At 54.7% G+C, this 22,732-nt stretch carries 19 protein-coding genes; 14 read left to right on the top strand and 5 right to left on the bottom strand.

Annotated elements, in window-relative coordinates; all coding sequences use genetic code 11:
- Nucleotides 1-118: 118 nt before the first annotated feature.
- From Abin_RS01145 to Abin_RS01125, 5 genes are all read left to right on the top strand, one after another.
- Nucleotides 119-2,353: an ATP-dependent helicase gene (locus Abin_RS01145; RefSeq protein WP_048844532.1), complete on the top strand. Its 2,235-nt coding sequence runs from the start codon at nucleotides 119-121 to the stop codon at nucleotides 2,351-2,353.
- Nucleotides 2,353-3,261, top strand: a complete 909-nt coding sequence (locus Abin_RS01140) for a 50S ribosomal protein L11 methyltransferase (protein ID WP_048844531.1) — start codon at nucleotides 2,353-2,355, stop codon at nucleotides 3,259-3,261. Before Abin_RS01145 ends, Abin_RS01140 begins: the two co-directional genes overlap by 1 nt.
- An 80-nt stretch (nucleotides 3,262-3,341) precedes the next feature.
- A complete protein-coding gene (locus tag Abin_RS01135; protein ID WP_048844530.1) occupies nucleotides 3,342-5,126 on the top strand; it encodes an aminopeptidase P family protein in 1,785 nt (594 codons plus the stop codon).
- A 94-nt stretch (nucleotides 5,127-5,220) separates the two neighbouring features.
- Entirely contained in the window at nucleotides 5,221-6,252 is a 1,032-nt protein-coding gene (locus tag Abin_RS01130) for an isocitrate/isopropylmalate dehydrogenase family protein (protein ID WP_048844529.1), read from the top strand.
- A 484-nt stretch (nucleotides 6,253-6,736) separates the two neighbouring features.
- Nucleotides 6,737-7,450: a hypothetical protein gene (locus Abin_RS01125; RefSeq protein ID WP_048844544.1), complete on the top strand. Its 714-nt coding sequence runs from the start codon at nucleotides 6,737-6,739 to the stop codon at nucleotides 7,448-7,450.
- A 22-nt stretch (nucleotides 7,451-7,472) separates the two neighbouring features.
- Here the strand turns inward: Abin_RS01125 and Abin_RS01120 are convergent, their stop codons facing one another.
- The 3 genes from Abin_RS01120 to Abin_RS01110 all read right to left on the bottom strand — a co-directional run bounded on the left by Abin_RS01120 (nucleotide 7,473) and on the right by Abin_RS01110 (nucleotide 10,103).
- A complete protein-coding gene (locus Abin_RS01120; RefSeq protein ID WP_048844528.1) occupies nucleotides 7,473-9,020 on the bottom strand; it encodes a peptide chain release factor 3 in 1,548 nt (515 codons plus the stop codon).
- Between the two features lie 99 nt (nucleotides 9,021-9,119).
- The gene (rpsD, locus tag Abin_RS01115) at nucleotides 9,120-9,737 is read right to left on the bottom strand and encodes a 30S ribosomal protein S4 (protein ID WP_048844527.1); all 618 of its coding nucleotides are present in this window, start codon (nucleotides 9,735-9,737) and stop codon (nucleotides 9,120-9,122) included.
- 207 nt (nucleotides 9,738-9,944) lie between these two features.
- Entirely contained in the window at nucleotides 9,945-10,103 is a 159-nt protein-coding gene (locus tag Abin_RS01110; protein WP_158319875.1) for a hypothetical protein, read from the bottom strand.
- Between Abin_RS01110 and Abin_RS01105 the strand changes: the two genes are divergently transcribed.
- Nucleotides 10,097-10,651, top strand: coding sequence for an HdeD family acid-resistance protein (locus Abin_RS01105; protein ID WP_048844526.1), 555 nt, complete (start codon nucleotides 10,097-10,099; stop codon nucleotides 10,649-10,651). The genes Abin_RS01110 and Abin_RS01105 overlap by 7 nt on opposite strands.
- Before the next feature lie 102 nt (nucleotides 10,652-10,753).
- Here Abin_RS01105 and nhaK2 read toward each other — a convergent pair whose 3' ends face one another.
- Nucleotides 10,754-13,363 (bottom strand): Na+/H+ antiporter NhaK2, encoded by a 2,610-nt coding sequence (nhaK2, locus tag Abin_RS01100; protein WP_048844525.1) that lies wholly within the window; start codon nucleotides 13,361-13,363, stop codon nucleotides 10,754-10,756.
- Between the two features lie 360 nt (nucleotides 13,364-13,723).
- Between nhaK2 and fumC the strand changes: the two genes are divergently transcribed.
- The 8 genes from fumC to Abin_RS01060 all read left to right on the top strand — a co-directional run bounded on the left by fumC (nucleotide 13,724) and on the right by Abin_RS01060 (nucleotide 21,725).
- The gene (fumC, locus tag Abin_RS01095; RefSeq protein ID WP_048844524.1) at nucleotides 13,724-15,172 is read left to right on the top strand and encodes a class II fumarate hydratase; all 1,449 of its coding nucleotides are present in this window, start codon (nucleotides 13,724-13,726) and stop codon (nucleotides 15,170-15,172) included.
- 46 nt (nucleotides 15,173-15,218) lie between these two features.
- Complete coding sequence (locus Abin_RS01090; protein WP_143217134.1) at nucleotides 15,219-15,401, top strand: hypothetical protein; 183 nt, start codon at nucleotides 15,219-15,221, stop codon at nucleotides 15,399-15,401.
- Nucleotides 15,402-15,412: 11 nt separating this feature from the next.
- The gene (locus tag Abin_RS01085; RefSeq protein WP_158319874.1) at nucleotides 15,413-15,568 is read left to right on the top strand and encodes a hypothetical protein; all 156 of its coding nucleotides are present in this window, start codon (nucleotides 15,413-15,415) and stop codon (nucleotides 15,566-15,568) included.
- Nucleotides 15,549-17,303: an ABC transporter substrate-binding protein gene (locus Abin_RS01080; RefSeq protein WP_048844523.1), complete on the top strand. Its 1,755-nt coding sequence runs from the start codon at nucleotides 15,549-15,551 to the stop codon at nucleotides 17,301-17,303. Before Abin_RS01085 ends, Abin_RS01080 begins: the two co-directional genes overlap by 20 nt.
- A 215-nt stretch (nucleotides 17,304-17,518) precedes the next feature.
- Nucleotides 17,519-19,243 carry a Na+/H+ antiporter gene (locus tag Abin_RS01075; protein ID WP_253642125.1) on the top strand — a complete coding sequence of 575 codons (1,725 nt, stop codon included), beginning with the start codon at nucleotides 17,519-17,521 and terminating at the stop codon, nucleotides 19,241-19,243.
- Between the two features lie 363 nt (nucleotides 19,244-19,606).
- Nucleotides 19,607-19,957 (top strand): hypothetical protein, encoded by a 351-nt coding sequence (locus Abin_RS01070; RefSeq protein WP_048844522.1) that lies wholly within the window; start codon nucleotides 19,607-19,609, stop codon nucleotides 19,955-19,957.
- A complete protein-coding gene (locus Abin_RS01065) occupies nucleotides 19,954-21,414 on the top strand; it encodes a PepSY-associated TM helix domain-containing protein (RefSeq protein WP_255319395.1) in 1,461 nt (486 codons plus the stop codon). Before Abin_RS01070 ends, Abin_RS01065 begins: the two co-directional genes overlap by 4 nt.
- Nucleotides 21,414-21,725, top strand: coding sequence for a DUF3325 family protein (locus Abin_RS01060; protein ID WP_048844521.1), 312 nt, complete (start codon nucleotides 21,414-21,416; stop codon nucleotides 21,723-21,725). The genes Abin_RS01065 and Abin_RS01060 overlap by 1 nt, the downstream gene beginning before the upstream one ends.
- Here Abin_RS01060 and Abin_RS01055 read toward each other — a convergent pair.
- Nucleotides 21,722-22,582 carry an alpha/beta fold hydrolase gene (locus tag Abin_RS01055; RefSeq protein ID WP_255319396.1) on the bottom strand — a complete coding sequence of 287 codons (861 nt, stop codon included), beginning with the start codon at nucleotides 22,580-22,582 and terminating at the stop codon, nucleotides 21,722-21,724. The two genes, Abin_RS01060 and Abin_RS01055, sit on opposite strands and share 4 nt — an antisense overlap.
- Nucleotides 22,583-22,732: the final 150 nt, after the last annotated feature.

Raw genomic sequence — 22,732 nt, 5'->3', positions numbered from 1 at the left:
TACTTGGAAAAATCGGTGCTTTCCGGGCCTCGGGCCGAGCTCGTTTTTCTTCTCTCAACGGGCCGTCCATTCCATTGCTCCGATTGGCCTTAGGCGTGCAAGACTATATAAGGGTCAAGTGAATACGTCAGAACACCCCTCCTCTCCGCTTTTTTCATCACCCTCGGGTGAAGGCGAGTCTTATCTGGCCCGCCTGAACCCGGAACAGCGGGCCGCCATCGAAACAACCGACGGCCCTTTGCTGGTGCTGGCAGGGGCTGGCACAGGCAAGACGCGGGTGCTGACCACCCGTTTTGCCCATATTCTGCTGACAGGCCGTGCCAAGCCCTGGCAGATTCTGGCCGTAACCTTCACCAACAAAGCCGCCCGTGAAATGCGGGAGCGGATAAGCTTTATTCTAGGCGAACCGGCAGAAGGCCTCTGGCTGGGGACTTTTCACGCGCTGTGTGCCCGGATGCTGCGCCGCCATGCCGAATATGTGGGGCTGACCAACAGCTTCACGATTCTGGACACTGACGACCAGATCCGCCTGCTGAAGCAGGTGATGGAGCCGTGGCGTATCGACACCAAACGCTGGCCAGCCCCGGGCCTGATGGGTGTCATTCAACGCTGGAAAGATCGTGGTCTGACCCCGGAGCGCGTAACAGACGCCGAGGAGTCTGATTTTGCGGAAGGTCACGCCCGCGCCATCTATGCAGCCTACCAGACCCGTCTGCGTCAGCTAAACGCCTGCGATTTTGGTGACCTGATGCTGCATGTCACGGAAATTCTGCGCACCAGAGCAGATGTGCTTGACCAGTATCATCGCCTGTTTCGCTATATTCTGGTGGATGAATATCAGGACACCAACACGGTTCAGTATCTGTGGCTGCGCCTACTGGCGAAACGAAACGGCTTTCCTTCAAACATCTGCTGTGTGGGGGATGATGACCAGTCCATCTATTCCTGGCGCGGGGCGGAAGTGGAGAACATTCTCCGCTTTGAAAAAGACTTCCCCGGCGCTGAAATTGTCCGGCTGGAGCGAAATTATCGCTCAACCCAACATATTCTGGGCGTAGCAGCCGGGCTGATTGCCCATAATGGGGAACGACTGGGGAAAACACTCCGCTCGGGCAAGGAAGATGCCAGCGGGGAAAAAGTCAGTGTCACTGGCGTGTGGGATTCAGATGCTGAAGCGCGCGCTGTATGTGACGCCGCTGAAAAATTCCGGGCACAGGGGCATTCTCTGGCCGAAATGGCCATTCTGGTGCGGGCCGGGTTTCAGACCCGCGCATTTGAAGAACGATTGGTGCAAACCGGCCTGCCCTACCGCATTGTTGGCGGCGTACGTTTTTATGAACGGGCTGAAATCCGTGACGCACTGGCTTATATGCGTGCCGTGCACCAACCCGCGGATGATCTGGCGTTCGAACGGATTATCAACACGCCCAAACGCGGTGTCGGTCCGGCGGCACTCCAGAAATTTCATGCCGCTGCCCGCAGCAGAACGGTACCGCTGGCCGCTGGCACTCAGGCACTGCTGACCGAGGGGGGTGTAAAAGGTAAAATGGCCGATCAGGTTGCCAAGCTGATAGACGTGCTGGCCACCACCCGGGATATTCTGGCCCGTGAAGGCCATGTTGTGGCGGTTGAGCATCTGCTGGAAGAAAGCGGCTATCTGGAAATGTGGCGCAATGACCGCTCACCAGAGGCACCGGGCCGGTTAGAAAACCTGAAAGAACTGGTCCGCGCACTTGCTGACTTCGGCACCCTTGGCGAGTTCCTTGAGCATGTTGCTCTGGTTATGGAGCATGACGAAAACGCGGGCGACGCCAAACTATCCCTGATGACGCTGCATGGGGCCAAGGGGCTGGAGTTTGACATCGTTTTCCTTCCGGGGTGGGAGGAAGGCGTTTTTCCATCACAGCGGACGCTGGATGAAGGCGGCCTGAAAGGGCTGGAGGAAGAACGGCGTCTGGCCTATGTGGGCATTACCCGTGCCCGTAAACATGCGCTGATTTACCATGCAGGCAGCCGCCGCATCTATGCCAACTGGCAGCCCTCCATGCCCAGCCGCTTTCTGGACGAACTGCCAGACGAGCACGTAAACCGCCACACTGAAGGCGGCACCCAGCGCCGGGGGCTAAACCTGTCTGATTCTGTGTTTGAAAGCGGCCAGCCCCTGACCAGCCGCAGACGGCAAGACCCGCTGCTGGCAGAACAGAACGCCGTTTCGTTCCAGCTGGGTGACCATGTGCGCCACCCACGTTTTGGCACGGGCATTATTATCGGTGCAGACCGGCACCATCTTGAGGTCGTCTTTGAAAGTGGCGACACCAAGCGTCTTTTATCCTCCTTCATAGAGAAACTTTAATGGCTGCTCCTCCCCGCAGACACGCTACCGCTCTGGAAACGGTCACTGTCACTGTTCCTGAAGCGGCGGTCGAAGCTTATGAAAGCGCCATTGGCAGCGTCTGCACCACTGTTGGCATTTTTGAAGCCAACCCCGAAGGCACATTATGGCGGGTGGAAGGTGTAAAAGACGTTGGCCACCGGGATGATGACCTGGCACTCGCCCTGACACTGGCAGAACTGACCAGCGGCGTCAGTGCCCCACTAGACCGAAATGCGACGGAAGCCGAAGGCTGGCTGGCCCGGACGTATGAGTCTTTCCCTGAACAGGCAGTCGGCCAGCATTTTGTCGTGCGCGGCACCCATCTGCCCGATACGCCCAACCCCACACGCATTGTGCTGACGCTGGATGCCGGTGTGGCCTTTGGCTCGGGCGAACATGGATCAACCCGTGGCTGCCTGCGCGCACTGGAACGCATTGCTTACCGTAAACCGCGCCGGATTCTTGATCTGGGGTGCGGCTCTGGCATTCTGGCCATGGCGGCCGCCGCGTTGCTGCACCAGAAAGTGCTGGCTGTGGATATCGAGCCGTGGTCCGTGCGGGTCTCTGCCGAAAACGCCAAACGCAACGGGTTGAGCCGGTCACTGATCTGCCGTCTGGGCAATGGCTGGCAAACGCCGGAAATTCGGCACAAAGCGCCCTATGATCTGGTTTTTGCCAATATTCTGGCACGCCCACTTTGCCTGATGGCCAAAGACCTTGCGCAAAATCTGGCCCCCGGCGGCACGGTTATTCTGGCAGGGCTGCTCCGCACCCAGATCAGGATGGTTCTGGCCGCACATCGCCGCCAGGGATTGGTGCTGGAGTATGTGTTCCACGAAGGTGACTGGGCCACACTGGTTCTGCGCCGCCCCTTTAACCCGGCATAAACGTAATGCTCTGTCAGGTCTGTATTCCGATGCGGGCCTGACTGTTTTTCCTGCTCACCGCCTGCTGCACGAGGTTGCTCATGTCTTCCCCTTCCGCCACTCGTCTGAATGCTCTTCGGAGCCTCCTCACGCAGGAAGGGCTGGATGGTCTGATCATCCCACATAGTGATGAATTTCTGGGCGAATACACGCCTGCCTGTGCGGAACGGCTTGACTGGCTGACCAATTTTTCCGGCAGCGCGGGCATAGCCATTGCACTATCAGACACGGCGGCTGTGTTTTCTGACGGGCGCTACATCACCCAGATGGATCAGGAAGTCGATAACATCTGCTGGGACCGCCTGCATATCTTCCAGACTCCGCCCGCCACATGGCTGGCCAGCCATGCCAAGCCCGGTAGCCGTATTGGGTATGACCCGCGTATCATGAGCAGCGCGGAACTCCGCCCCTTTCAGAAACAGTCTGGTACTTTTTCTCTTGTTCCGACTGACCGCAACCTGATTGACCAACTATGGTCTGACCGCCCTGCATTTCCGTCAGCACCGGCCACCATTCATCCGCTTGAATATGCAGGGGAAGACTCAGTGAGCAAACGCTCCCGGTTAGCGCATACACTTGCGCAGTCGGGGCAAGCTGCTGCTGTGTTGAGTGATTCTGCTTCTGTCGCATGGCTTCTGAACATTCGCGGTACGGACATTCCGTGCATGCCCATCGTGCTGGCTTTTGCGGTGCTGCATGATGACGCAACGGTTGACCTGTTCTTACAGGCCAGCAAATTACCGGCCGATGTGCGGGACTGGCTGGGGCCAGACGTCCGTGTGCATGACCCTGAAGACCTTGAATCTGTCCTTGCGACACTTTCAGGCAAAAGCGTTAGTGTAGACCCAGCGACAAATGCCGTGTGGTTTGCCGAAACGCTTGTCCGACATGGCGCGACGGTGACAGAAAGCCCCGACCCCTGCCTGCTGCCCAAAGCCTGCAAAAACGCTACAGAACAGGCTGGCACTCGCAAAGCTCACCTGAAAGACGGTATTGCCCTGTGCCAGTTTCTGCACTGGCTCGATTCGGATGGACAAGGCACCACAGAACTTGCTGCGGCAGCGCGGCTTGATGCTTTCAGGGCTGCTCAGCCTGATTATCGTGGGGAATCTTTCCCTGCCATTTCCGGGGCTGGGCCGAACGGAGCCATCATTCACTACCGGGTCACGCCTGAAACAGACCGTAAGCTGAACCCTAACGAAGTCTATCTGATTGATAGCGGCGGCCAGTACCCCGAAGGCACAACTGACGTAACCCGCACGGTCTGGACCGGGCCAGACTCCCCGCCAGCCCGACTGAAAGAAACATTCACGCGTGTTCTAAAAGGCAATTTGCGTCTGGGGCGGGCGCGCTTCCCTGAAGGCACAACGGGCCAAGCGCTTGACGCACTGGCCCGTTTCGATTTGTGGCAGGCCGGACTTGATTACGACCACGGCACAGGCCACGGCGTTGGCAGCTTTTTATCCGTGCATGAAGGCCCTGCCCGTATTTCCAAAGTGGCGAATCCCATTGCGCTGCAATCAGGCATGATCCTGTCAAACGAGCCCGGTTATTATGAGCCCGGGGCCTACGGCATCCGTCTGGAAACGCTGGTTCTGGTTGAAGCCCATCCAGCAACCGAGACAACACGGGCAGGCTACGGATTTGAAACGCTGACTCTGGCCCCGTTTGACCGTCGCTTGATTGATCTCAGGATTCTCGGCCCTGAAGACACCGCAATACTTGATGCCTACCATGCACAAATCTTGGCCCTGATTGGCCCTCATTTGCCATCAGAAGCCAAAAAATGGCTGGAAACCGCGTGCGCGCCCCTCAACAGGGCGTGAGTTCCAAACGAAGTTGCGACTGGTCACGCAATTGGGAATCGCGTCACCAGCCGAACAGGCGCAGAAAAGCTGCGAAGTGAAGGGAGCTTCCAGAATGACGACAGACAGCAAAACCATCCCCACTACTCTTATTGCCGGCGATGGTATCGGTCCTGAAATTGTTGAATCGGTAATCGAAATCCTTGATGCCGTTGGTGCCCCGTTTGAATGGGACCGTCAGTTGGCCGGTATGGCCGGGGTGGATGCGGTCAATGATCCGCTGCCAAAACAGACTATCGAGAGCATCCGTCGCACGGGTCTGGCTCTCAAAGGCCCGCTGACCACACCGGTTGGCGGTGGCTTCAAGTCAATCAACGTAACACTGCGTCAGGAATTTGGCCTATTTGCCAACCTGCGCCCCACCAAGACCATTGTTCCGGGTGGGAAGTTCGATAAAATCGACCTGGTTCTGTTCCGTGAAAATCTTGAAGGCTACTACGCCGCCATGGAACATTACATTCCGGTTGGTGAAGACCCGAAAGGCATTGCACTCAGCTCCGGCTTCAACTCCCGCACTGAATGCCGCCGCATTGTAAAATATGCGTTCGAATATGCCGTCAAGAATAACCGTAAGACGGTTACCATTGTTCACAAAGCCAACATTCTGAAACTGCTGACCGGCCTGTTCCTTGAAGAAGGCCGCAAGGTTGCTGAAGAATATAAAGGCCGCGTTGCTTTCAACGAGCGGATTGTTGATGCCTGCGCCATGCAGTTGGTCATCAACCCGTGGCAGTTCGATGTCATTGTGACCACCAACCTGTTTGGTGACATTCTGTCTGACCTGACAGCCGGTCTTGTTGGCGGTCTGGGCATGGCACCGGGTGCAAACATTGGTGAAAAAGCTGCCGTGTTTGAAGCTGTTCACGGTTCCGCACCTGACATTGCAGGCAAAGGCATTGCGAACCCGCTGGCACTGCTGCTGGCTGCTGTCATGATGCTTCAGCATGTTGGGCGTCAGGATCTGGCAGACCGCATTGATCTGGCTATCAAGAAGGTCATCACCGATGGTGGCCTGCGCACCAAGGATCTGGGCGGTGACGCTTCTACCAAAGATCTGACAGCCGCTCTGAAGCAGCAGTTGGTCTAAGTTTTGGTATTTGGCAGAAGATGGGGCTTCGGCCCTGTCTTCCGTCTTTCTGATATTTTTATTTTCTAAATAACCGAAATCCCAACCAAACCAGCCAGAATAACGCTATGGCTGATACACAGAGGTAGGGATATAAAACAGCCAGCGCCAACATGGTATAGTTGATTGTAAATACCAATAAAATGGGAATAAGCAGTAGAAAAACGACCTGAATTTTTATTACCCTTCGTAAAGAAACGTCTCTTTTTTGGCAAAAAACACTTACTAACGCGCCAATAATGCCGCCACACAGCAAGAGACTACTGGGTAAAGATAAAATATAGACTATAATTTCTTTCACGATGTAGATTTATCCTTATAAATATGCCGCTCTATCGGTTCTATGGTCTGATTTATTTTGACTGTTATTTTAGCCATTAAAAGAGTGCAGCCATACTCTGAAGATGTGTTTTTATATAATTCTGAAAACAGTATCATTGCCCCCATGATAGCCCGTTTTTCTGGCCAGTGGCCGATTTTACCGCTTTCCCCTACCTGCCGCGTAGTTGTTCGCGATAGTCTTTCTCGTCCTTCAGCCGAGAGAGAAGCCGAAATCAACCAGCTTTGGGAAGACGCGCAGCAAAAATCTCCCGCCCTTTTCAATGGGTGCGTTTTTTCAGCCGATAAAATTACTGCCACAGAAATACAGGGGCACTGGACAGAATACCGTTTTGTTTTAGCACAAATGAAAAAACCGTCTCTTTTTCCTATCCTGAAGTTACAACCACTGGCTGTTATCGGATTGGTCAAAACACCCGACGGTTATATTTTGGGAAGACGGCACCCTTCCTCTCTTTACCAAGGCAATTTCTGGCAAAGCCCCCCTGCGGGCAGCATAGAACGACGCCACGATGGGAACACGCAGGTTGATCTGGCAGAGCAAATTCTGGCTGAAGCAGAAGAAGAACTTGGCCTACCGGCCCATAGCTTGACGGTAGGTAATCCCAGCCTGATTGCCCGCCATCCGGGCACACGTATTCTGGATATTGGGATTCAGCTTGAGACCAGCCTCAGCTTTGCAGAGGTAAAAGCGAAATGGCAGGCATCTGGAAATACGGAATATGATCAACTTGTTTTGGTTACAAAAGCAGAGCGGGAAAGTTGGCTAAACCGTGACGATTTACTGCCGACATCCCGCGCTTTGCTACAGGCTGTGTGAGCCTTTAGTGTCTTAAACCGCGTTACTTAATTTCAATCCCGATCTGCTTGATATCATGGAACGCAATATCGGGATTCTGTTCCTGCGTGCGGCGCATCATAAAGGCGGATGTTGCCAGAAAAACCGGATCATCATCCAGATCATCAGCCATTGCGGTGCGGTTTACCTGCGCAAAGGCTTCAATTTTATCACGCGGCCCCGTGATCCACCGGGCAAGCGAGAAGGGTGTTGAGTCAAAACCAATAGCCACGCCATATTCAGCTTTCAGACGCGCCTGAAGCACATCAAGCTGCAACGTTCCCACCACGCCAACAATCGGCTGTGCGCCATCCTGCGGGCGGAACAACTGCACCACCCCTTCTTCCGCAAGCTGGGTGAGTGCCTGCTTCAGCTTCTTGGCCTTCATGGCATCATCCAGCCGCACACGCCGCAGAATTTCTGGCGCAAAATGCGGCACACCCGTAAAGCTCAGATTTTCATTTTCAGTCAGTGTGTCGCCAATGCGCAGAGTGCCATGGTTGGGAATCCCTACCACGTCACCAGCAAAGGCTTCTTCTGCCAGTTGACGATCACGCGCAAAAAAGAACTGCGGTGTATGCACGGCAAAACTCTTGCCCGTGCGCGTATGATGCAGACGCATCCCGCGCGTCAGCTTACCAGAGCAGATACGGGCAAAAGCAATACGGTCCCGATGGTTGGGGTCCATGTTGGCCTGAATTTTGAAAACCAACGCCGTCATTTCCGGTTCGTCAGCCTGAACGGTACGGCTTTCCGCAACCTGATTACGCGGGGATGGGCCGAAAGACACCAGCGCATCCAGCAAATCAGTCACGCCAATTTCCTTCATGGCGCTGCCAAAGAAGACGGGCGTCAAATGGCCGGCATCGAAGGCTTCACGGTCAAATGGCGGCAAAACGCCTTCGGCCAGTTCAAGCTCTTCAGCAAGTTGCACCATACGTGGGTCTGATTGTGGCAGGTCTTCCTGCGTGTGCAGAGTCTTGGTCAGCAGGTCATACGTGCCGACAAATTTTGCGGCACGCCCTACGGGCCATGTTGCCGGCGATGTATCAAGCGCGAGAGACGACGCAACTTCTTCCAGCAGATCAAACGGATCCTGGGCTTCACGGTCCATCTTATTGATGAACGTCACAATCGGAATATCGCGCAGGCGGCAGATTTCGAACAGTTTGCGTGTCCGGTCTTCAATGCCCTTGGCCGCGTCAATTACCATGACGGCCGAATCAACGGCTGTCAGCGTGCGGTAAGTATCTTCCGAAAAGTCTTCATGTCCCGGCGTATCAAGCAAGTTGAAAATGCAGCCACCATATTCAAACGTCATCACAGAACTGACGACGGAAATCCCGCGGTCGCGTTCAATTGACATCCAGTCTGACCGGGTGCGGCGGCGTTCGCCTTTGGCACGTACGTTCCCTGCAAGCTGAATGGCCCCACCGGCACGCAGTATCCGTTCTGTCAGCGTGGTCTTACCAGCATCCGGATGCGAGATGATCGCAAACGTACGGCGGCGGGCAATTTCCGTGCTCAGTTCGGTAACGGGCGCATCAGACATAACGGACAATCCGGCTTAAATAACAGGGATAGAACGGCAAACGCCGGGTTGAGAGGTTGCCCTCCACCCGGCGCTGCACAAATCGGGCCGAAGCGCCGATTAACGAGAGTAGTATTCAACCACCAGGTTCGGTTCCATCTGCACCGGATACGGCACGTCAGAGAACTTCGGACCACGGATGAAGGTACCCTTCATCTGGCGGTGATCAACTTCGATGTATTCTGGCACATCGCGTTCTGTGGTCTGCGTTGCATCCAGAACGATAGCAAGCTGCTTGGACTTTTCGCGGATTTCGATCACGTCGCCATCTTTAACCAGATAGGACGGGATGTTCATCTTGCGGCCATTCACCAGCACGTGACCGTGGTTGATGAACTGACGGGCAGCAAACGGCGTGATGGCGAACTTCATGCGGTAGATAACCGCATCCAGACGACGCTCAAGCAGGTTGATCAGGTTTTCAGACGTATCGCCTTTGCGACGAACGGCTTCCTGATAATAACGACGGAACTGCTTTTCGCTGATGTTACCGTAGTAGCCCTTCAGCTTCTGCTTAGCCATAAGCTGAACAGAGAAGTCAGAAGGCTTGCCTTTACGACGCTGACCATGCTGGCCAGGACCGTATTCGCGACGGTTAACCGGAGACTTTGCACGGCCCCACAGGTTGACGCCAAGGCGACGGTTAATTTTATATTTGCTCTCGAGGCGCTTGCTCATACTGCGCTCTTCTCTTCCACTACACACATGCAAGGCTGCTTGACGCTGCCCTGCCTGCTATTGCGCCGGTAGTCTCTGTCCCCCACGGATCAGAGCGGGCGCAGTCCGTATCACCACCAGATGGGAGCATAGTCCATCTGGCAGCCGTCCTGTCCACATTCCCGACAATGGGGGCAGCCATTACGGAAAGACGGTGCTTCTGTCAACTCATGCAGCCTGACCGGCGTTATAGAAAGCCAGTTTATCAGGCTTTCTGGCGTCACCCGTCTGGTTTGCATCCATCCGGTAGCGGTATTTCTGTCTGTCTTTGGCAAAGTAGCGTAATATAGCCGCATAACGGTCAAAAAGGATATTTTGCCATGCCATTCGCCAGAAAATGGGGGCTGTTTGTGGGGCTGGGTATCGCCCTGATAGCTCTTGGTTTCATTGCCGCGATTGACGCCGTTTCTGTCACGTTGGCCAGCACCATTTTTATCGGTGTGCTGCTGATTATTGCGGGCGTCATGCAGATGATCCACGCCTTCGCCGTGCGTGACTGGAGCGGCTTTCTGTTCTCTTTCCTCGCCGGTGTGCTCTACATCATTGCCGGTGTCATGATTATTGAAGAACCTGTCACGGGCGCAGGTCTAATCACGCTGTTTGCTGCGGCCTGCTTCATTGTCGTGGGCATCATGCGCTGCATTCTGGCCATTCAGTCCCGTCCCCTTCCGGGCTGGGGGATTGTGCTGTTTGGTGGTGTGATCAGCCTGCTGGTCGGCCTGAGCCTCTATTTCACGCTACCGTGGTCTGGCCTGTGGCTAATTGGCACCTTCATTGCTGTAGAACTGATTGCCAGCGGCATTGGCTGGGTGCAGATCGGCCTCGCCCTCCGCCAGAGCGAGCACAACCAGTTGCCGCCTTCAAACGGCTTCTGAATAAAGTCATCTTCTCCGCAAAAAGGGCTCCCCGCATCATGCAGGGAGCCCTTTTTATTAGGTGTCCATTCCGAAGCTATATGCTCTTCGGCTCACGGCCCATCAGGAGGATGTTGCGGGCGGCGGCAGCCTGTTGCGGTCAACGCCCAGCAACGCCTGTGCCGCAACACCCGGACGTTCAGCATCGTCGCCTTCTATCTTCTGGCCGGGCACCAGTTTGATGGCACGTTCACCTTCTTCGCGCCTGCGCCGAAGGTTCTCGATGTTTTCCAGCACAATCGGATATTCCTCCACCAAACGACGGAAGCGCGACGCACTGATTACCATGAAATGCCCGAACTGCACGGCACGAATGCTGGCAGAACACCGGATATTCTTGTGTGCGCCCAACGCACCAATCAGATCACCCGCGCCATACAGAATATCCCGCTCCGCAACGTGCGATTCAGCCAGCCCTGCACTAATAAAGTAGACATTGCGAATTCTGCGGCCCCGTCGGCAGATCAATTCCTGCGGGGCAACAAAACGCAGGGATGTTGTCGTTGCCAGATCGTGCAGCTCAGCCCCCGGCAAACCACGGAACACAGCCGCATGTTTCAAGCGGTTTTCAATACCGCTTTTCAGATCAAAGCTAAGCGGCTTGTCCAGACGACTGCGGCGGCGTTCCAGTTCTTTCATCAGTTCGCGGTTCAGTTCATCACTGATCAGCGATTCAGAAAGCAGCGAGTCATATTCCTCGCCTTCCAGACGCAGCACAATCTGCCGGAAAATCCGGTTTTCAAGTGCTTCTGAATAGCCATGATAATGAAGGCGCAATGTCTCCAGCGCCTCATTCAGCAACTTGCGCTGACGTTGAAGAACCTCGGCCACAATTTCCCCAATACGGGGGCCAAGGGTAGGTTCCAGCCGTTCGCGCATAAAGCGGGTCAGAGAGATGGACACAAAATGTGCCACCATCAGCATTTCAAACCGTTCGGCCATACACAGCATCAAGGGCCGATCGATATGTAGGTGATTATGGACCCACTGCGCCGTTTTGAAACGCAACGACGGACTTAGCCGCCGCCGCAGGGCACGCACGTAACCCAGACGCCCTTCAAGGCGCGCACCGTCAATCGCCGCTTCACTACTACGCAACAGAGTTTCCATCACACGGCGTGACAGGCCCTGAATACGGAACAGATCAAGCAGAACAGACCGTTCCTGACTGGCTATGGTAATCAGGGCCAGATTCACACGCTGGGTATCGCCCAACGCCGTATCAAACTCATTGGCGGCCTGTTCCTCATGTGCTCGGCGATCAACCTGCTGCAAAACAGATTGCGTTGAATCAACTGAAAAACCAAGCTCATCACCCAGTTTGGCGGCGCGCTCCTTCACATTGTCCAGACCGATGCTTAGCACCTGATGCCGCATCGCTTCATCAATGGGGGAAAGCTTATCCAGCTTGAGAAACAGCACCAGTGACCGCAGCGTTGTGCCATTCAGCAACAGGGTAATCAGCACAAAGCCAGTCGCCAGAATACCGATGAAGTGCGCCACAGGGGTGGAAACACGTTCGTTTTCAGTAACAGCCAGCGCCAGCGCCAACGTAATGGCTCCACGCAAACCACCCCACACCATGGTCACCTTGAACGGTGTGGGCACAGGAGGCGAAAGCTTGGTCATGGCCAGAAAAGGCAGCAGCCCGAACACCACCGCGCCACGCGCCGCAAGCCCAGCAACACTGGCAATCAGGATCAACACGCAATCCCAACGTGTCATGCCAACCAGCAGATGCGGCACCAGCATGGAAGCCAGCACGAACACCAACGACCCTGCCCAGAACACAAGCTGTTGCCACAACTGGTTCAGGAACAACCATGTCTGCGGTCTGAAGGTCGATGGCCCATAGACGGACAGCGTCAACCCTGCCGCAGCCGTTGCCACCACACCGGAAACACCCAGAAATTCATCTGAAACAATATAGGCCACATATGGCAGGGCGACAGTCAGCGTGATTTCGGCCGCGGGAGAACCGCCCAGAGCCGTAATCATCATCAGGGTCAATTGGCCAAATACCACCCCGACAATCAACGCCCCGACAAAGGACACCACGAAGGAAATAACCGCTTCACCGGGGTGAATGGCGTGGTGCAATGTGACTGACGGCAACAGGATGGAGAAGATGGAAATAGCCGCTGCGTCATTCAGCAACGCCTCCCCTTCAACCAGTCGTGTCAAACGGGTTGCGGCTCCAATGTCACGGAAAATACCCGCGACAGCGGATGGGTCGGTTGTCGCGACAATTGACCCCAACAGCAGGCACACCACCAGCGGCATACCCGCAAAAGGCAGCAGGGCAAAGCCAATGGTCGCGGTAGAAACCACGACGGCCACAACGGCAAGAAGCAGAACCGTGGCGGTTTCATGCGCCAGACGCCTGACATCAATAGCCAACGCGCCCTGAAACACCAGAACGGGCAGGAAGATAAGCAGAAACGCTTCACTGTTAATGGGGAAATCAAGCAGCATTTCCGCCAGCCCGTTCAGGGCTGACAAATGCGAATTACGCAGCGCGAAATCTGCCAGACTACCAATAATAATGCCGACAATAGCCAGCAGCACGGTTTCAGAAAGTTCCAGCCTGCGCGCAATCGGCTGCACCGTGCTGACAATGACAAGAAGAAGACCAATGGCAAGCAGTACCGCAGCCAGACCAGTTACCGCCATGCCGTCTCAGCCTCTCCGTCCAAAATCCATCTTATTTTTTTCACAGGCACTCCTTACCACGGTGATACGGCACCAAAATGGCGGGCTGTCCCGGAATTTATTTTTTTCGCTTCTAGCATATGACCGATCGGTCAGACCACACCTTCTGAAGATATTTCATCAAGAACATAAATATCTCCCCATCCCCTGACGCCGCACGAAGCACTAACGCGCCAAAAGCCGATTGGTCGCTGACTTGTGACCTTTCTTTGTGCCGCCCGTACGCTGCCACAGACGTTATCAGCCCCATATTATGCCCCAGAACCCCGCATCCTGTGCGGCCAGTAGACGGCCCAAGCCCGAAACAGAGGGAACCTGACCATGACAGCAATACCAACCATTACCCCCTGCCCCATTGGCATTCAGGCCGAAGGGACGCGCAGCGAGCGGGATTCGATGGGGCAGATTGAGGTTCCGGCCAACAAATACTGGGGTGCGCAGACCCAGCGCAGTCTGGTGCATTTTTCAATCGGCACAGACCGCATGCCCCTGCCGCTGTACCATGCCTATGGTATTGTTAAAAAAGCAGCGGCACTGGTTAACGCTGCGGAAGGCCGTATGCCGGAATGGAAAGCTGACCTGATTGCCCGCGTGGCGGATGAAGTCACGGAAGGCAAGCTGGATGACCATTTTCCGCTTTTTGTCTGGCAGACAGGGTCCGGCACCCAGACCAACATGAATGTTAATGAAGTCATTGCCAATCGGGCCATACAGTTGGTTGGCGGAGAAATCGGGTCACAAAAACCCATCCATCCCAATGATGATGTGAATATGGGGCAGTCGAGCAATGACTCCTTCCCCACAGCCATGCACGTTGTCACACTCCTTGAGATAGAAGATCGTCTCATCCCATCGGTTGAAAAACTGATCGAAACCCTGCGTAGCAAAGCGGATGAATGGATGGACGTGGTCAAAATTGGCCGCACCCATTTACAGGACGCTGTGCCACTGACAGTCGGGCAGGAATGGTCAGGCTGGGCCAGTCTGCTTGAAGACGCCCTGAAAAATCTGCGCCATGCGCGTGAAGCCCTGTTTGAACTGGCCGCAGGCGGCACGGCGGTTGGCACAGGCCTGAATGCGCCAGCAGGCTTCAGCAAGGCGATTGCTGCAAAAATAGCGGCCCTGACTGGGCGTCCGTTCAAGACTGCGCCGAATAAATTTGCAGCATTAAGCGGGCTTGATGCCATGGTCCGAGCCTCTGCCGGGTTGCGGGGGCTGGCTGTACCGCTGCTGAAAATTGCCAATGACATGCGCTGGCTGGCATCCGGCCCGCGCTGTGGTCTGGGCGAACTTCTGCTCCCTGAAAATGAACCCGGTTCTTCCATCATGCCCGGCAAGGTGAACCCAACCCAGTGTGAAGCCATGGTCATGATTGCAACTCAGGTTCTGGGAAACGATAACACAGTCGCTGTTGCCGCCAGTCAGGGCCAGCTTGACCTGAACGTCATGCGCCCCGTCATTCTGGCAAACTGTCTGCACAGTATCCGCATTCTGGCAGATGGCTGTCATAATTTCCGCGTTTTCTCGGTTGAAGGGACATCCCTGAACCGGGACAAGCTGGCGCATTATGTCAACGGCTCTGTCATGCTGGTTACAGCACTCAGTCCGGCTATCGGGTATGATAAAGCAGCAGAAATTGCCCATATTGCCATTGAACATGACCTCAGCCTGCGTGAAGCCGCGCTGAAATCAGGTTATCTGGATGGGGAAACCTTTGACCGGCTTGTTAATCCGCTGGATATGGTCGGCAAAGGTGTTGGGGGCGCGTGACGGATCACGTCTTTCCTGCCGCCCCGAATATCAGTATGGTTTGGGCATGAAACGTTTCACATGCCATTTTCTGGCGCTTCCGGGCCTGATGCTTGTAAGCCTTCTGGGCCTGAGCGCCTGTGCTGACGACTCACACCCGCAGCACATTTACCATCCCCGCACACATCATGGGGAACAGTATCCGCGCTGGTATAAACCGCCTGCATCATCCTCATCTTCTTACCGATAAGGAACGGTTTTATGCCGAATAAACTGGTGCGTCTGGGTATTGTCATTGTTACGCTGATTCTGGGCATTTTCTTGCTTAGTTCGCTGTTCAAAAGCTTTTCCCATTTCCTCAGCCCAGATCAGACCACACCGCCCGCTGTGGAAACGAATGCCCCTAACGCGCAGTAAGAGGGCTCTGGCCCCGCGTGCTTTCCGTTTCGGTTTTGCCTGCCTGGCGGCCCTAGGCTGTGGCCTGACCGCCCCCTCGGCGTTCGGGCAGGCAGCGCGTGCTGCGACGGATGGCCAGATTATTTCCCCAACACTTCTGGCCCAGCATCGTGGGGGCACATTGCGGCTGGTTGCCTCGGCATCTGGCGGCACGCTTGATCCGCAGATCAATTATACGGCCAAATACATCAACCTGTTTGCTGTCGTGTATGACGGTCTGACGACGTTCAAAAAAGTCCCGGGGCCTGATGGCAATACAGTCGTGGCTGATCTGGCAGAAAACCTGCCCACACCGCAGGATGGGGGACTGACCTATGTGTTTACTCTGCGGCCAGACATCCGGTTTTCAAACGGTAAAACCCTGACCACGGCGGATGTCACAGCCTCTATCCGTCGTATTTTCAAGGTTGGCTCTCCCACTGCCGGGTCATTTTACTCTGCGATTGTCGGGGCTGAGGCCTGCCTGAAAACACCGGCCACCTGCACGCTGAAAGGCGGGCTTGAGGAAGACCCGGCGCGGCGCACAGTCACCTTCCACCTGACACAGCCTGATACTGAATTTCTCCAAAAGCTGGCGTTTACTCACGCCGTTATTGTTCCGGCAGAAACACCCGATCATGATAGTGGCAATGTGCCTATTCCCAGCACTGGCCCTTATGCCATTACCGCTTACGACCCGAACAAGTTTCTCACTCTTGGCCGCAACCCGGCTTTCAGGCAATGGAGCGCGGAGGCCCAACCCGAAGGTTATCCGGACGCGATTGCTTACACCTTTGGCATCCCGGATGAAGCGGCGGTTACAGCGGTTGAAAACGGACAGTATGACTGGATGGCTGACGCCATTCCGATGGATCGCCTCGGTGAATTAGGTAGTCGCTATACGGCCCAGACCTATGTCATGCCACACGCGGCCATGTATTTTCTGCCCATGAACGTCAATCTGCCGCCATTCAACGTGCAGAAGGCACGGCAGGCCGTCAATTATGCCGTTAACCGCAAGGCGATGGTCATTTTTTATGGTGGCCCCGGCATTGCCCGCCCCCTGTGCGGCATGTTGCCATCGTCCCTGCCCGCCGCGACCGATTTCTGCTTTTATACCAAAGAAGCCTCGCCTTCTGCCCCGGCGCAGACATGGCATAGTCCGGATCTGGAAAAAGCACGCCAACTGGTAAAGGAAAGCGGCACAAGCGGCCAGAAAGTAACGCTGATAACCGCCAACACCAGTATTGACCTAGCCATGGGCACATGGATCCGCGACATGCTGCAGGCTATTGGCTATCAAGCCACCCTGCGGCCCCTAAGCAGTTCGGTCGCGTTCAATTACATGCAGAATTCATCCAACAAAGTGCAGATAGCGCTCAAAGACTGGTCGGCGGATTATCCCTCACCTTCCAACTTTCTGGATGATCTTCTGGGGTGTGAGAACTTTCACCCCAATTCTGACAGTTCCATCAACATTCCGGGTTTCTGCAACAAACAGATTCAGACCCTGATGGACCGTGCAAAAACCGATGTTTCGCTTACCCAGCAACAAACTGAAGCCTTATGGCGGCAGGCAGACAGACTGGTAATGGAACAAGCACCTATCGCGCCATTGATTGAGAAAGATACAGTGCTGATTACCTCTCCCCGGTTAGGTAATTTTTTCTACACAACCGTCAATCAGGTTTTCTTCTCACAGGTTTGGGTTCAGTAGGCAGCCTCTTTTCGTTATCCACAGAATCTGTGGATAAGACGCAGAACAACTCCGGGATTGTTGCGCATTGAATGCGTATAACCGCTGGGGGCTGACAACAGACTATTCCCCGACCAGCACTTAGGTCGCTGCCAGAGAGCAGATAGCCCATTAACGCGGAGCCGTTACCCGAAACGGATTGCTGGTCTGCCCCTCCGGCTTATGATACTGGCCAGATGCTTTTTAGCGGCCAGCCTCATGCTGTCGCCTGTCAGGAAAACCCGCCCCCCGCAATGCAAGAAACACTCCTCGCGCTGTCGCTTCTCACCATCACGGGGGTGACGGGCATTATTGCCCGTGTTCTCAACCTGCATATCCCCATGCCGCTGCTCCAGATTGCGGCGGGAGCCACGGCGGCTTTGGCCGGTTTGAATGTTGGGCTTGATAACAACCTGTTTCTGCTGCTGTTCATCTCGCCGCTGCTGTTTGTCGATGCCTACCGTATTCCCATGCGTGAATTTGGGGAGTTACGGCACATAATTGCCGCCATGTCTGTTGGGCTGGTAGTTTTAAGCACAACAGGTGGCGGTTATTTCCTGCATTGGCTTCTACCCGCAATCTCGCTTGCCGCGGCGTTTGCCTTGGCAGGAGCCCTTTCCCCGACAGATGCCATTTCAGTATCTGGTATTCTGCGCGGTGGGCGTGTCCCGCCCCGTATTCTCTATCTGCTCAGTGGTGAAGCACTGCTGAATGACGCATCGGGTCTGGTCTGTTTCAAGTTTGCCGTCGCTGCCGCAACGACAGGGCTTTTTTCACTAAAAGCAGCATCAGCCAATTTTGTCTGGGTTGCTCTGGGCGGTATTCTGACCGGCATTGTCATTGGCATGCTTTCCAGCAGGCTGGAAATCTTCCTGCTGCGGCGTGGGTATGATGACCCACCAAGCCATGCCCTTCTGGCGCTGATGATTCCTTTTGCCGTGTATCTGGCAGCCGAGCATATCTCCACCTCCGGCATTCTGGCGGTTGTTGCAGGTGGCATGACCATTCGGCTGACAGGGGTGATGAATGAAACCCAGATTGAAACCCGCATGCGGGCCACCGCGATATGGGACATGGTGTCGTTCACGCTGAATGGTCTGGTGTTTCTGCTTCTTGGTCTTCAGCTTCCTCACCTTGTTCAGGAAGCACAAGCTACCATTCAGTCTGAAGGGCTCTCTTTATGGAGCCTGCTTCTGGCCATTCTGGGCCTTCAGGCTGTCATGACACTCATCCGCCTGATCTGGGTGACGCTGTCAGCTTTTGTTCGTCAGTGCGTTGCCCGACTGCGCCATATTCCCTGCGTTGTGCCAAGTTGGGGTGAAAAGCTGGTGCTGGCACTGGCGGGCACCCGAGGCACCATTACTCTGGCAGCTATTCTGACCCTACCCCCTGCAACCGATTTTCCTGAACGGGCCTTGCTGATTACGCTCGCTGCGGGGGTGATTATCAGTTCCCTGATTATGGCCAGTCTCTTGCTGCCTTTTGCCCTCCGCCTGCTACCTCTCCCATCGCAAATTACAGGCACACAGCAGGAACTGGATGCGACACGACTAGAAATGGTCAATGTCGCATTAATGGTGCTGAAAAACGAAACCACGCGCAGCAAAACTGATGCTGCAGCCCCGACCGATGCGGCCGAAATTGCACATGCCGTGCCCCTTCTGTTGCAGGAATATCAGGAACTTCAACAAACACTTGATAGCAAACAGCCCGACCCCGGCACCAACCGCGAAATGTCATTGCGTAACCGGCGTACAGAAGTTGCCATCAGATTACGGATTATCCGTGCACAACGAAAAAGACTGCGCGAACTTCTGCACGACCGTAAAATCAATGATGAAACGGAACGCCTGCTGTCCCGCCAGCTTGATGTGCATGAGCAGGAACTTCTGAACGAAGCCGCAGCCCTGCCCCACGCCTGACACCTTACCGCCCCCAACGGTGTTATCCACAGAATCTGTGGATGAAAGACGGGACAATTCCGGGATTTAGGCGGGATAGCTGCGCACAACATGCTCCAGACCGCAGAAAAAGGCCGGTTTTTGGGAGCCCCTTTAAGACACCAGAGCTTCCTGTCGATTATGTGGTGGACGGAATATGGTTCAGCCCGACGCCTTACAAAACAGCCAAAATGTTCGTTTTCTACATTCTCTTATTGCGAATCAGTCTCACAACCAACATGGTGCAGCCCGTAACCGAAGGGCCTGTCCATGTATTCCGTTATTTTCACGCGTTGCCCGACCAAGCAAAAGCGCGGCACGCGTTTTACAGACGGAACACGATAAATGGGAGCCCCCTTTCCCTCCGCCGGGCCTGTTAGCGCCTTATCAGAGCACAAGACAAAAAAAACCAACCTGCTGACCAAGCATGACCGACTGATTATTGCTGGCCGCATCCTTGCCGGTGTCGGTGGGGGGTATCTTTGCGCCTCTCTGCTGGCTATTGCCTCCGCACGCTTGCTGCCGCTGGCGCGGCTGGACGCCACCATTATCTCCACGCTGATGGGGCTGATCTGCTGGCCGATTATGGTCATGGTCTGCTTTGCTGCCCGCACGGCGGTCCGTGCATGGGGTATGGTTCTATGCGTTGCCATATGTCTGGCAAGTGCCGCCATTCTGGGTGGATGGAGACCATGAAACCCACATTCCGTGCCTCCATGGCGTGGCTTCATACATGGTCAGGGTTGGTTATTGGCTGGCTACTTCTGGCCATTACGCTGGCAGGCACGTTAAGCGTCTTTCGGCCTGAAATTAGTTCATGGATGCGGCCTGAACTGCATGGCCGACTAACTGACGCGGATACAGCAACACAAGCTGCCATCGGCTGGCTTACCGCTCACGCAGCACACGCGCCTGCGTGGTATCTGGAAGCACCAAGCCCCCGTACTCCTTTTACCTATGCGGTTTGGGAGGACGGGACCTCTTACGCTCAACATGCGCTTGATCCCAAAACAGGTGCCCCCGATGTTTTACGCGACACATTGGGCGGAGAGTTCTTTTTCCGGTTCCACTTTGAACTGCAACTGCCTTACCCATGGGGACGACTGATTGCCGCCGTAGCCGCACTGGCCCTTGTGTTGATCCTGCTAACAGGAATTGTTGCCCACAAACGCATTTTTCTGGATTTTTTCACCTTTCGTCCCGGCAAAGGACAAAGAAGCTGGCTGGATGCTCATAATCTGTTGGGGGTCGTGGCGCTGCCTTTTCACTTGATGATTGCCTTTACAGGCGCAATCACCCTCGCCAACATGATCATGCCCTGGGGTCTGACAACGCTTTATAAGCAGGATTTTTCTGCCCTAACCCATGATTTCAGCCCAGCGACTATCGAACGTGAAGCCAGCGGGAAACCCGGTTCCCTCACCGCGTTCGGCCCACTGCTTGCGGATGTAAGGCATCACTTTGCCCCCAATGGCCTGGCGCGTATCACCGTTACCAACCCGTCAGACAGCAACGCTGTTATCACCTTTAACGCTATTCCCAGCGTGTCTGGCGTAGGCGTTGAAAATCATACGCTCAGTTACGACGGCATTACAGGTAAGCTGCTGGCAGAACACAGGGAAACTCGCCCTGTCATGGGGTTTTATCGTTTTCTTTACGGGTTACACGTAGCGTATTTTGCGCCTTACGTTACGCGCTGGCTTTATTTTTTATCCGGCCTGAGTCTTGCAGCCCTTATCTGCACAGGGCTGCAACTCTGGACCAGCAAGCGTTGTCACCGTCAGCAAGGGCTGGGGTTTAAACTGGTCGAACGCCTGAATATTGGCATGATGATGGGCACTCCAACCGCATTCGCTGGCTATTTCATTGCTAATCGTGTTTTGCCACCATTCCTTGCCAACCGTGCTCAAATGGAAGTCAGAGCCGTTTTCTGCATTTGGGCCGCCATTCTTCTGTTCGCGATGGTCAGACGACCTAATGCAGCGTGGCGAGAAACCTTGGCAATAAGCAGCCTGACCTGCCTAATTATTTCCCTGATTGGTGGCATACCACACTCCCCTATCGAGTGGGCGGTATCTCTGGTGTCACTCGGGATTGCAGTCCTCATGCGTTACGCCATGCGCTACACCCCGTATCGAAAAAAACAGAGCTAATGCTTCTACCGCTCTCCTTCATCGGGCTTCTGGCCGTATGTCTGCTGGCAGCCGCCACCCCACGGCAGGCATCAGAACTTTTCACGCCACCACTGCCCCACAAACAGCAGATCCTGATACGTGCGTTTGGATTTCTGCTTCTGGCTGCCTCTTTTTTTGTCGGTAGTCTTTCCCACAATGCGGGCCGTCTTCTTATTGCCCATATTGGACTACTGGGCCTGTATGCAGCCATTATCAGTCTTGGCTGCACGTTATGCCTGCATAATAAGAAGCGCCGTGACCCTGCTAAACGCAGAAACAATCACACTTAGCGTTTTTGGCCCTGTTTTTCGGAAAGAACCTGTAACAACACCTTATGAAAACCAACCGGGTCCTGAATTTGCGGGGAATGTCCCAAATCGGCGAATTCAATCAGCTTCGCATTAGGAATAGTCTTTGCAGCCGCTCGACCCAGTTCTGGATAATGCCCTAACTGCTTTTGCACATCTGGCGGCGCTGAGGCCTTTCCAATGGCTGTATTATCTTTATCACCAATAATCAGCGTTGTGGGAACAGTTATATTTCCCAATTCATAATACACAGGCTGTGTATAGATCATGTCGTAAAGCAGGGCCGAATTCCATGCGACAGCCAGCTTTCCTGGCCCGCGGTATAGCCCGGCTAACATCTGTACCCATTTTTCATAATCAGGCCGCCAGTCGCCTGCGTAATACGTCTGCTTTTCATACGCGCGTATGCTGTCAGCAGTTGTCGCCCGCTCGCGGTCATACCATTGGTCCACGCTCAACGGTGGCACGCCCTTGGCTTTCCAGTCTTCCAAGCCAATAGGGTCAACCAGAACCAGTTGTGCAGTCTGCGCAGGGTACATCAAGGCATACCGTACCGCCAACATGCCCCCGGTTGAATGGCCAATCAGAACAGGATCTTTTATCCCCAGATTAGTCAGCAAATCATGTGTGTTACGGGCCAGTTGCTGAAAACTGAATTGATATGCTGCCGGTTTGCTCGATTTGCAAAAGCCGATTTGGTCTGGTGCAACCACCCTGAAACCGGCAGCCGCCAGTTCCTGTATGGTCTGCTGCCACGTTGCAGCACAAAAATTCTTGCCATGCAGCAACACGGCCGTTCGCCCATTAGGAGAGCGCGGCGGCACATCCATATACGCCATATGAAGGGACTGCCGTTGGGATGAAAACGCGTAGTACTTTACCGGATAAGGGTAAGTAAACCCTTCAAGCTCCGCCCCGTATTGAGGTTCATCCGCTTTTGCACAGAAAGGTATTCCCACCCCAATCAAGACAGAAGAGATTATTACTAA

It is taken from the genome of Acetobacter indonesiensis (genome assembly GCF_000963945.1).
Taxonomy (GTDB): domain Bacteria; phylum Pseudomonadota; class Alphaproteobacteria; order Acetobacterales; family Acetobacteraceae; genus Acetobacter; species Acetobacter indonesiensis.
This window is presented reverse-complemented; position numbering and strand designations above follow the sequence as displayed.

What these genes read in the sequence shown, in the direction of transcription:
- Abin_RS01065 (WP_255319395.1), top strand. Translation starts at nt 19,954, where the DNA reads ATGAAACCCACATTCCGTGCCTCCATGGCGTGGCTTCATACATGGTCA.
- fumC (WP_048844524.1), top strand. Translation starts at nt 13,724, where the DNA reads ATGACAGCAATACCAACCATTACCCCCTGCCCCATTGGCATTCAGGCC.
- Abin_RS01090 (WP_143217134.1), top strand. Translation starts at nt 15,219, where the DNA reads ATGAAACGTTTCACATGCCATTTTCTGGCGCTTCCGGGCCTGATGCTT.
- Abin_RS01075 (WP_253642125.1), top strand. Translation starts at nt 17,519, where the DNA reads ATGCTTTTTAGCGGCCAGCCTCATGCTGTCGCCTGTCAGGAAAACCCG.
- Abin_RS01080 (WP_048844523.1), top strand. Translation starts at nt 15,549, where the DNA reads ATGCCCCTAACGCGCAGTAAGAGGGCTCTGGCCCCGCGTGCTTTCCGT.
- Abin_RS01085 (WP_158319874.1), top strand. Translation starts at nt 15,413, where the DNA reads ATGCCGAATAAACTGGTGCGTCTGGGTATTGTCATTGTTACGCTGATT.
- Abin_RS01055 (WP_255319396.1), bottom strand. Translation starts at nt 22,582, where the DNA reads ATGGCGTATATGGATGTGCCGCCGCGCTCTCCTAATGGGCGAACGGCC.
- Abin_RS01120 (WP_048844528.1), bottom strand. Translation starts at nt 9,020, where the DNA reads ATGTCTGATGCGCCCGTTACCGAACTGAGCACGGAAATTGCCCGCCGC.
- Abin_RS01070 (WP_048844522.1), top strand. Translation starts at nt 19,607, where the DNA reads ATGGGAGCCCCCTTTCCCTCCGCCGGGCCTGTTAGCGCCTTATCAGAG.
- rpsD (WP_048844527.1), bottom strand. Translation starts at nt 9,737, where the DNA reads ATGAGCAAGCGCCTCGAGAGCAAATATAAAATTAACCGTCGCCTTGGC.
- nhaK2 (WP_048844525.1), bottom strand. Translation starts at nt 13,363, where the DNA reads ATGGCGGTAACTGGTCTGGCTGCGGTACTGCTTGCCATTGGTCTTCTT.
- Abin_RS01130 (WP_048844529.1), top strand. Translation starts at nt 5,221, where the DNA reads ATGACGACAGACAGCAAAACCATCCCCACTACTCTTATTGCCGGCGAT.
- Abin_RS01110 (WP_158319875.1), bottom strand. Translation starts at nt 10,103, where the DNA reads ATGGCATGGCAAAATATCCTTTTTGACCGTTATGCGGCTATATTACGC.
- Abin_RS01140 (WP_048844531.1), top strand. Translation starts at nt 2,353, where the DNA reads ATGGCTGCTCCTCCCCGCAGACACGCTACCGCTCTGGAAACGGTCACT.
- Abin_RS01135 (WP_048844530.1), top strand. Translation starts at nt 3,342, where the DNA reads ATGTCTTCCCCTTCCGCCACTCGTCTGAATGCTCTTCGGAGCCTCCTC.
- Abin_RS01060 (WP_048844521.1), top strand. Translation starts at nt 21,414, where the DNA reads ATGCTTCTACCGCTCTCCTTCATCGGGCTTCTGGCCGTATGTCTGCTG.
- Abin_RS01125 (WP_048844544.1), top strand. Translation starts at nt 6,737, where the DNA reads ATGATAGCCCGTTTTTCTGGCCAGTGGCCGATTTTACCGCTTTCCCCT.
- Abin_RS01105 (WP_048844526.1), top strand. Translation starts at nt 10,097, where the DNA reads ATGCCATTCGCCAGAAAATGGGGGCTGTTTGTGGGGCTGGGTATCGCC.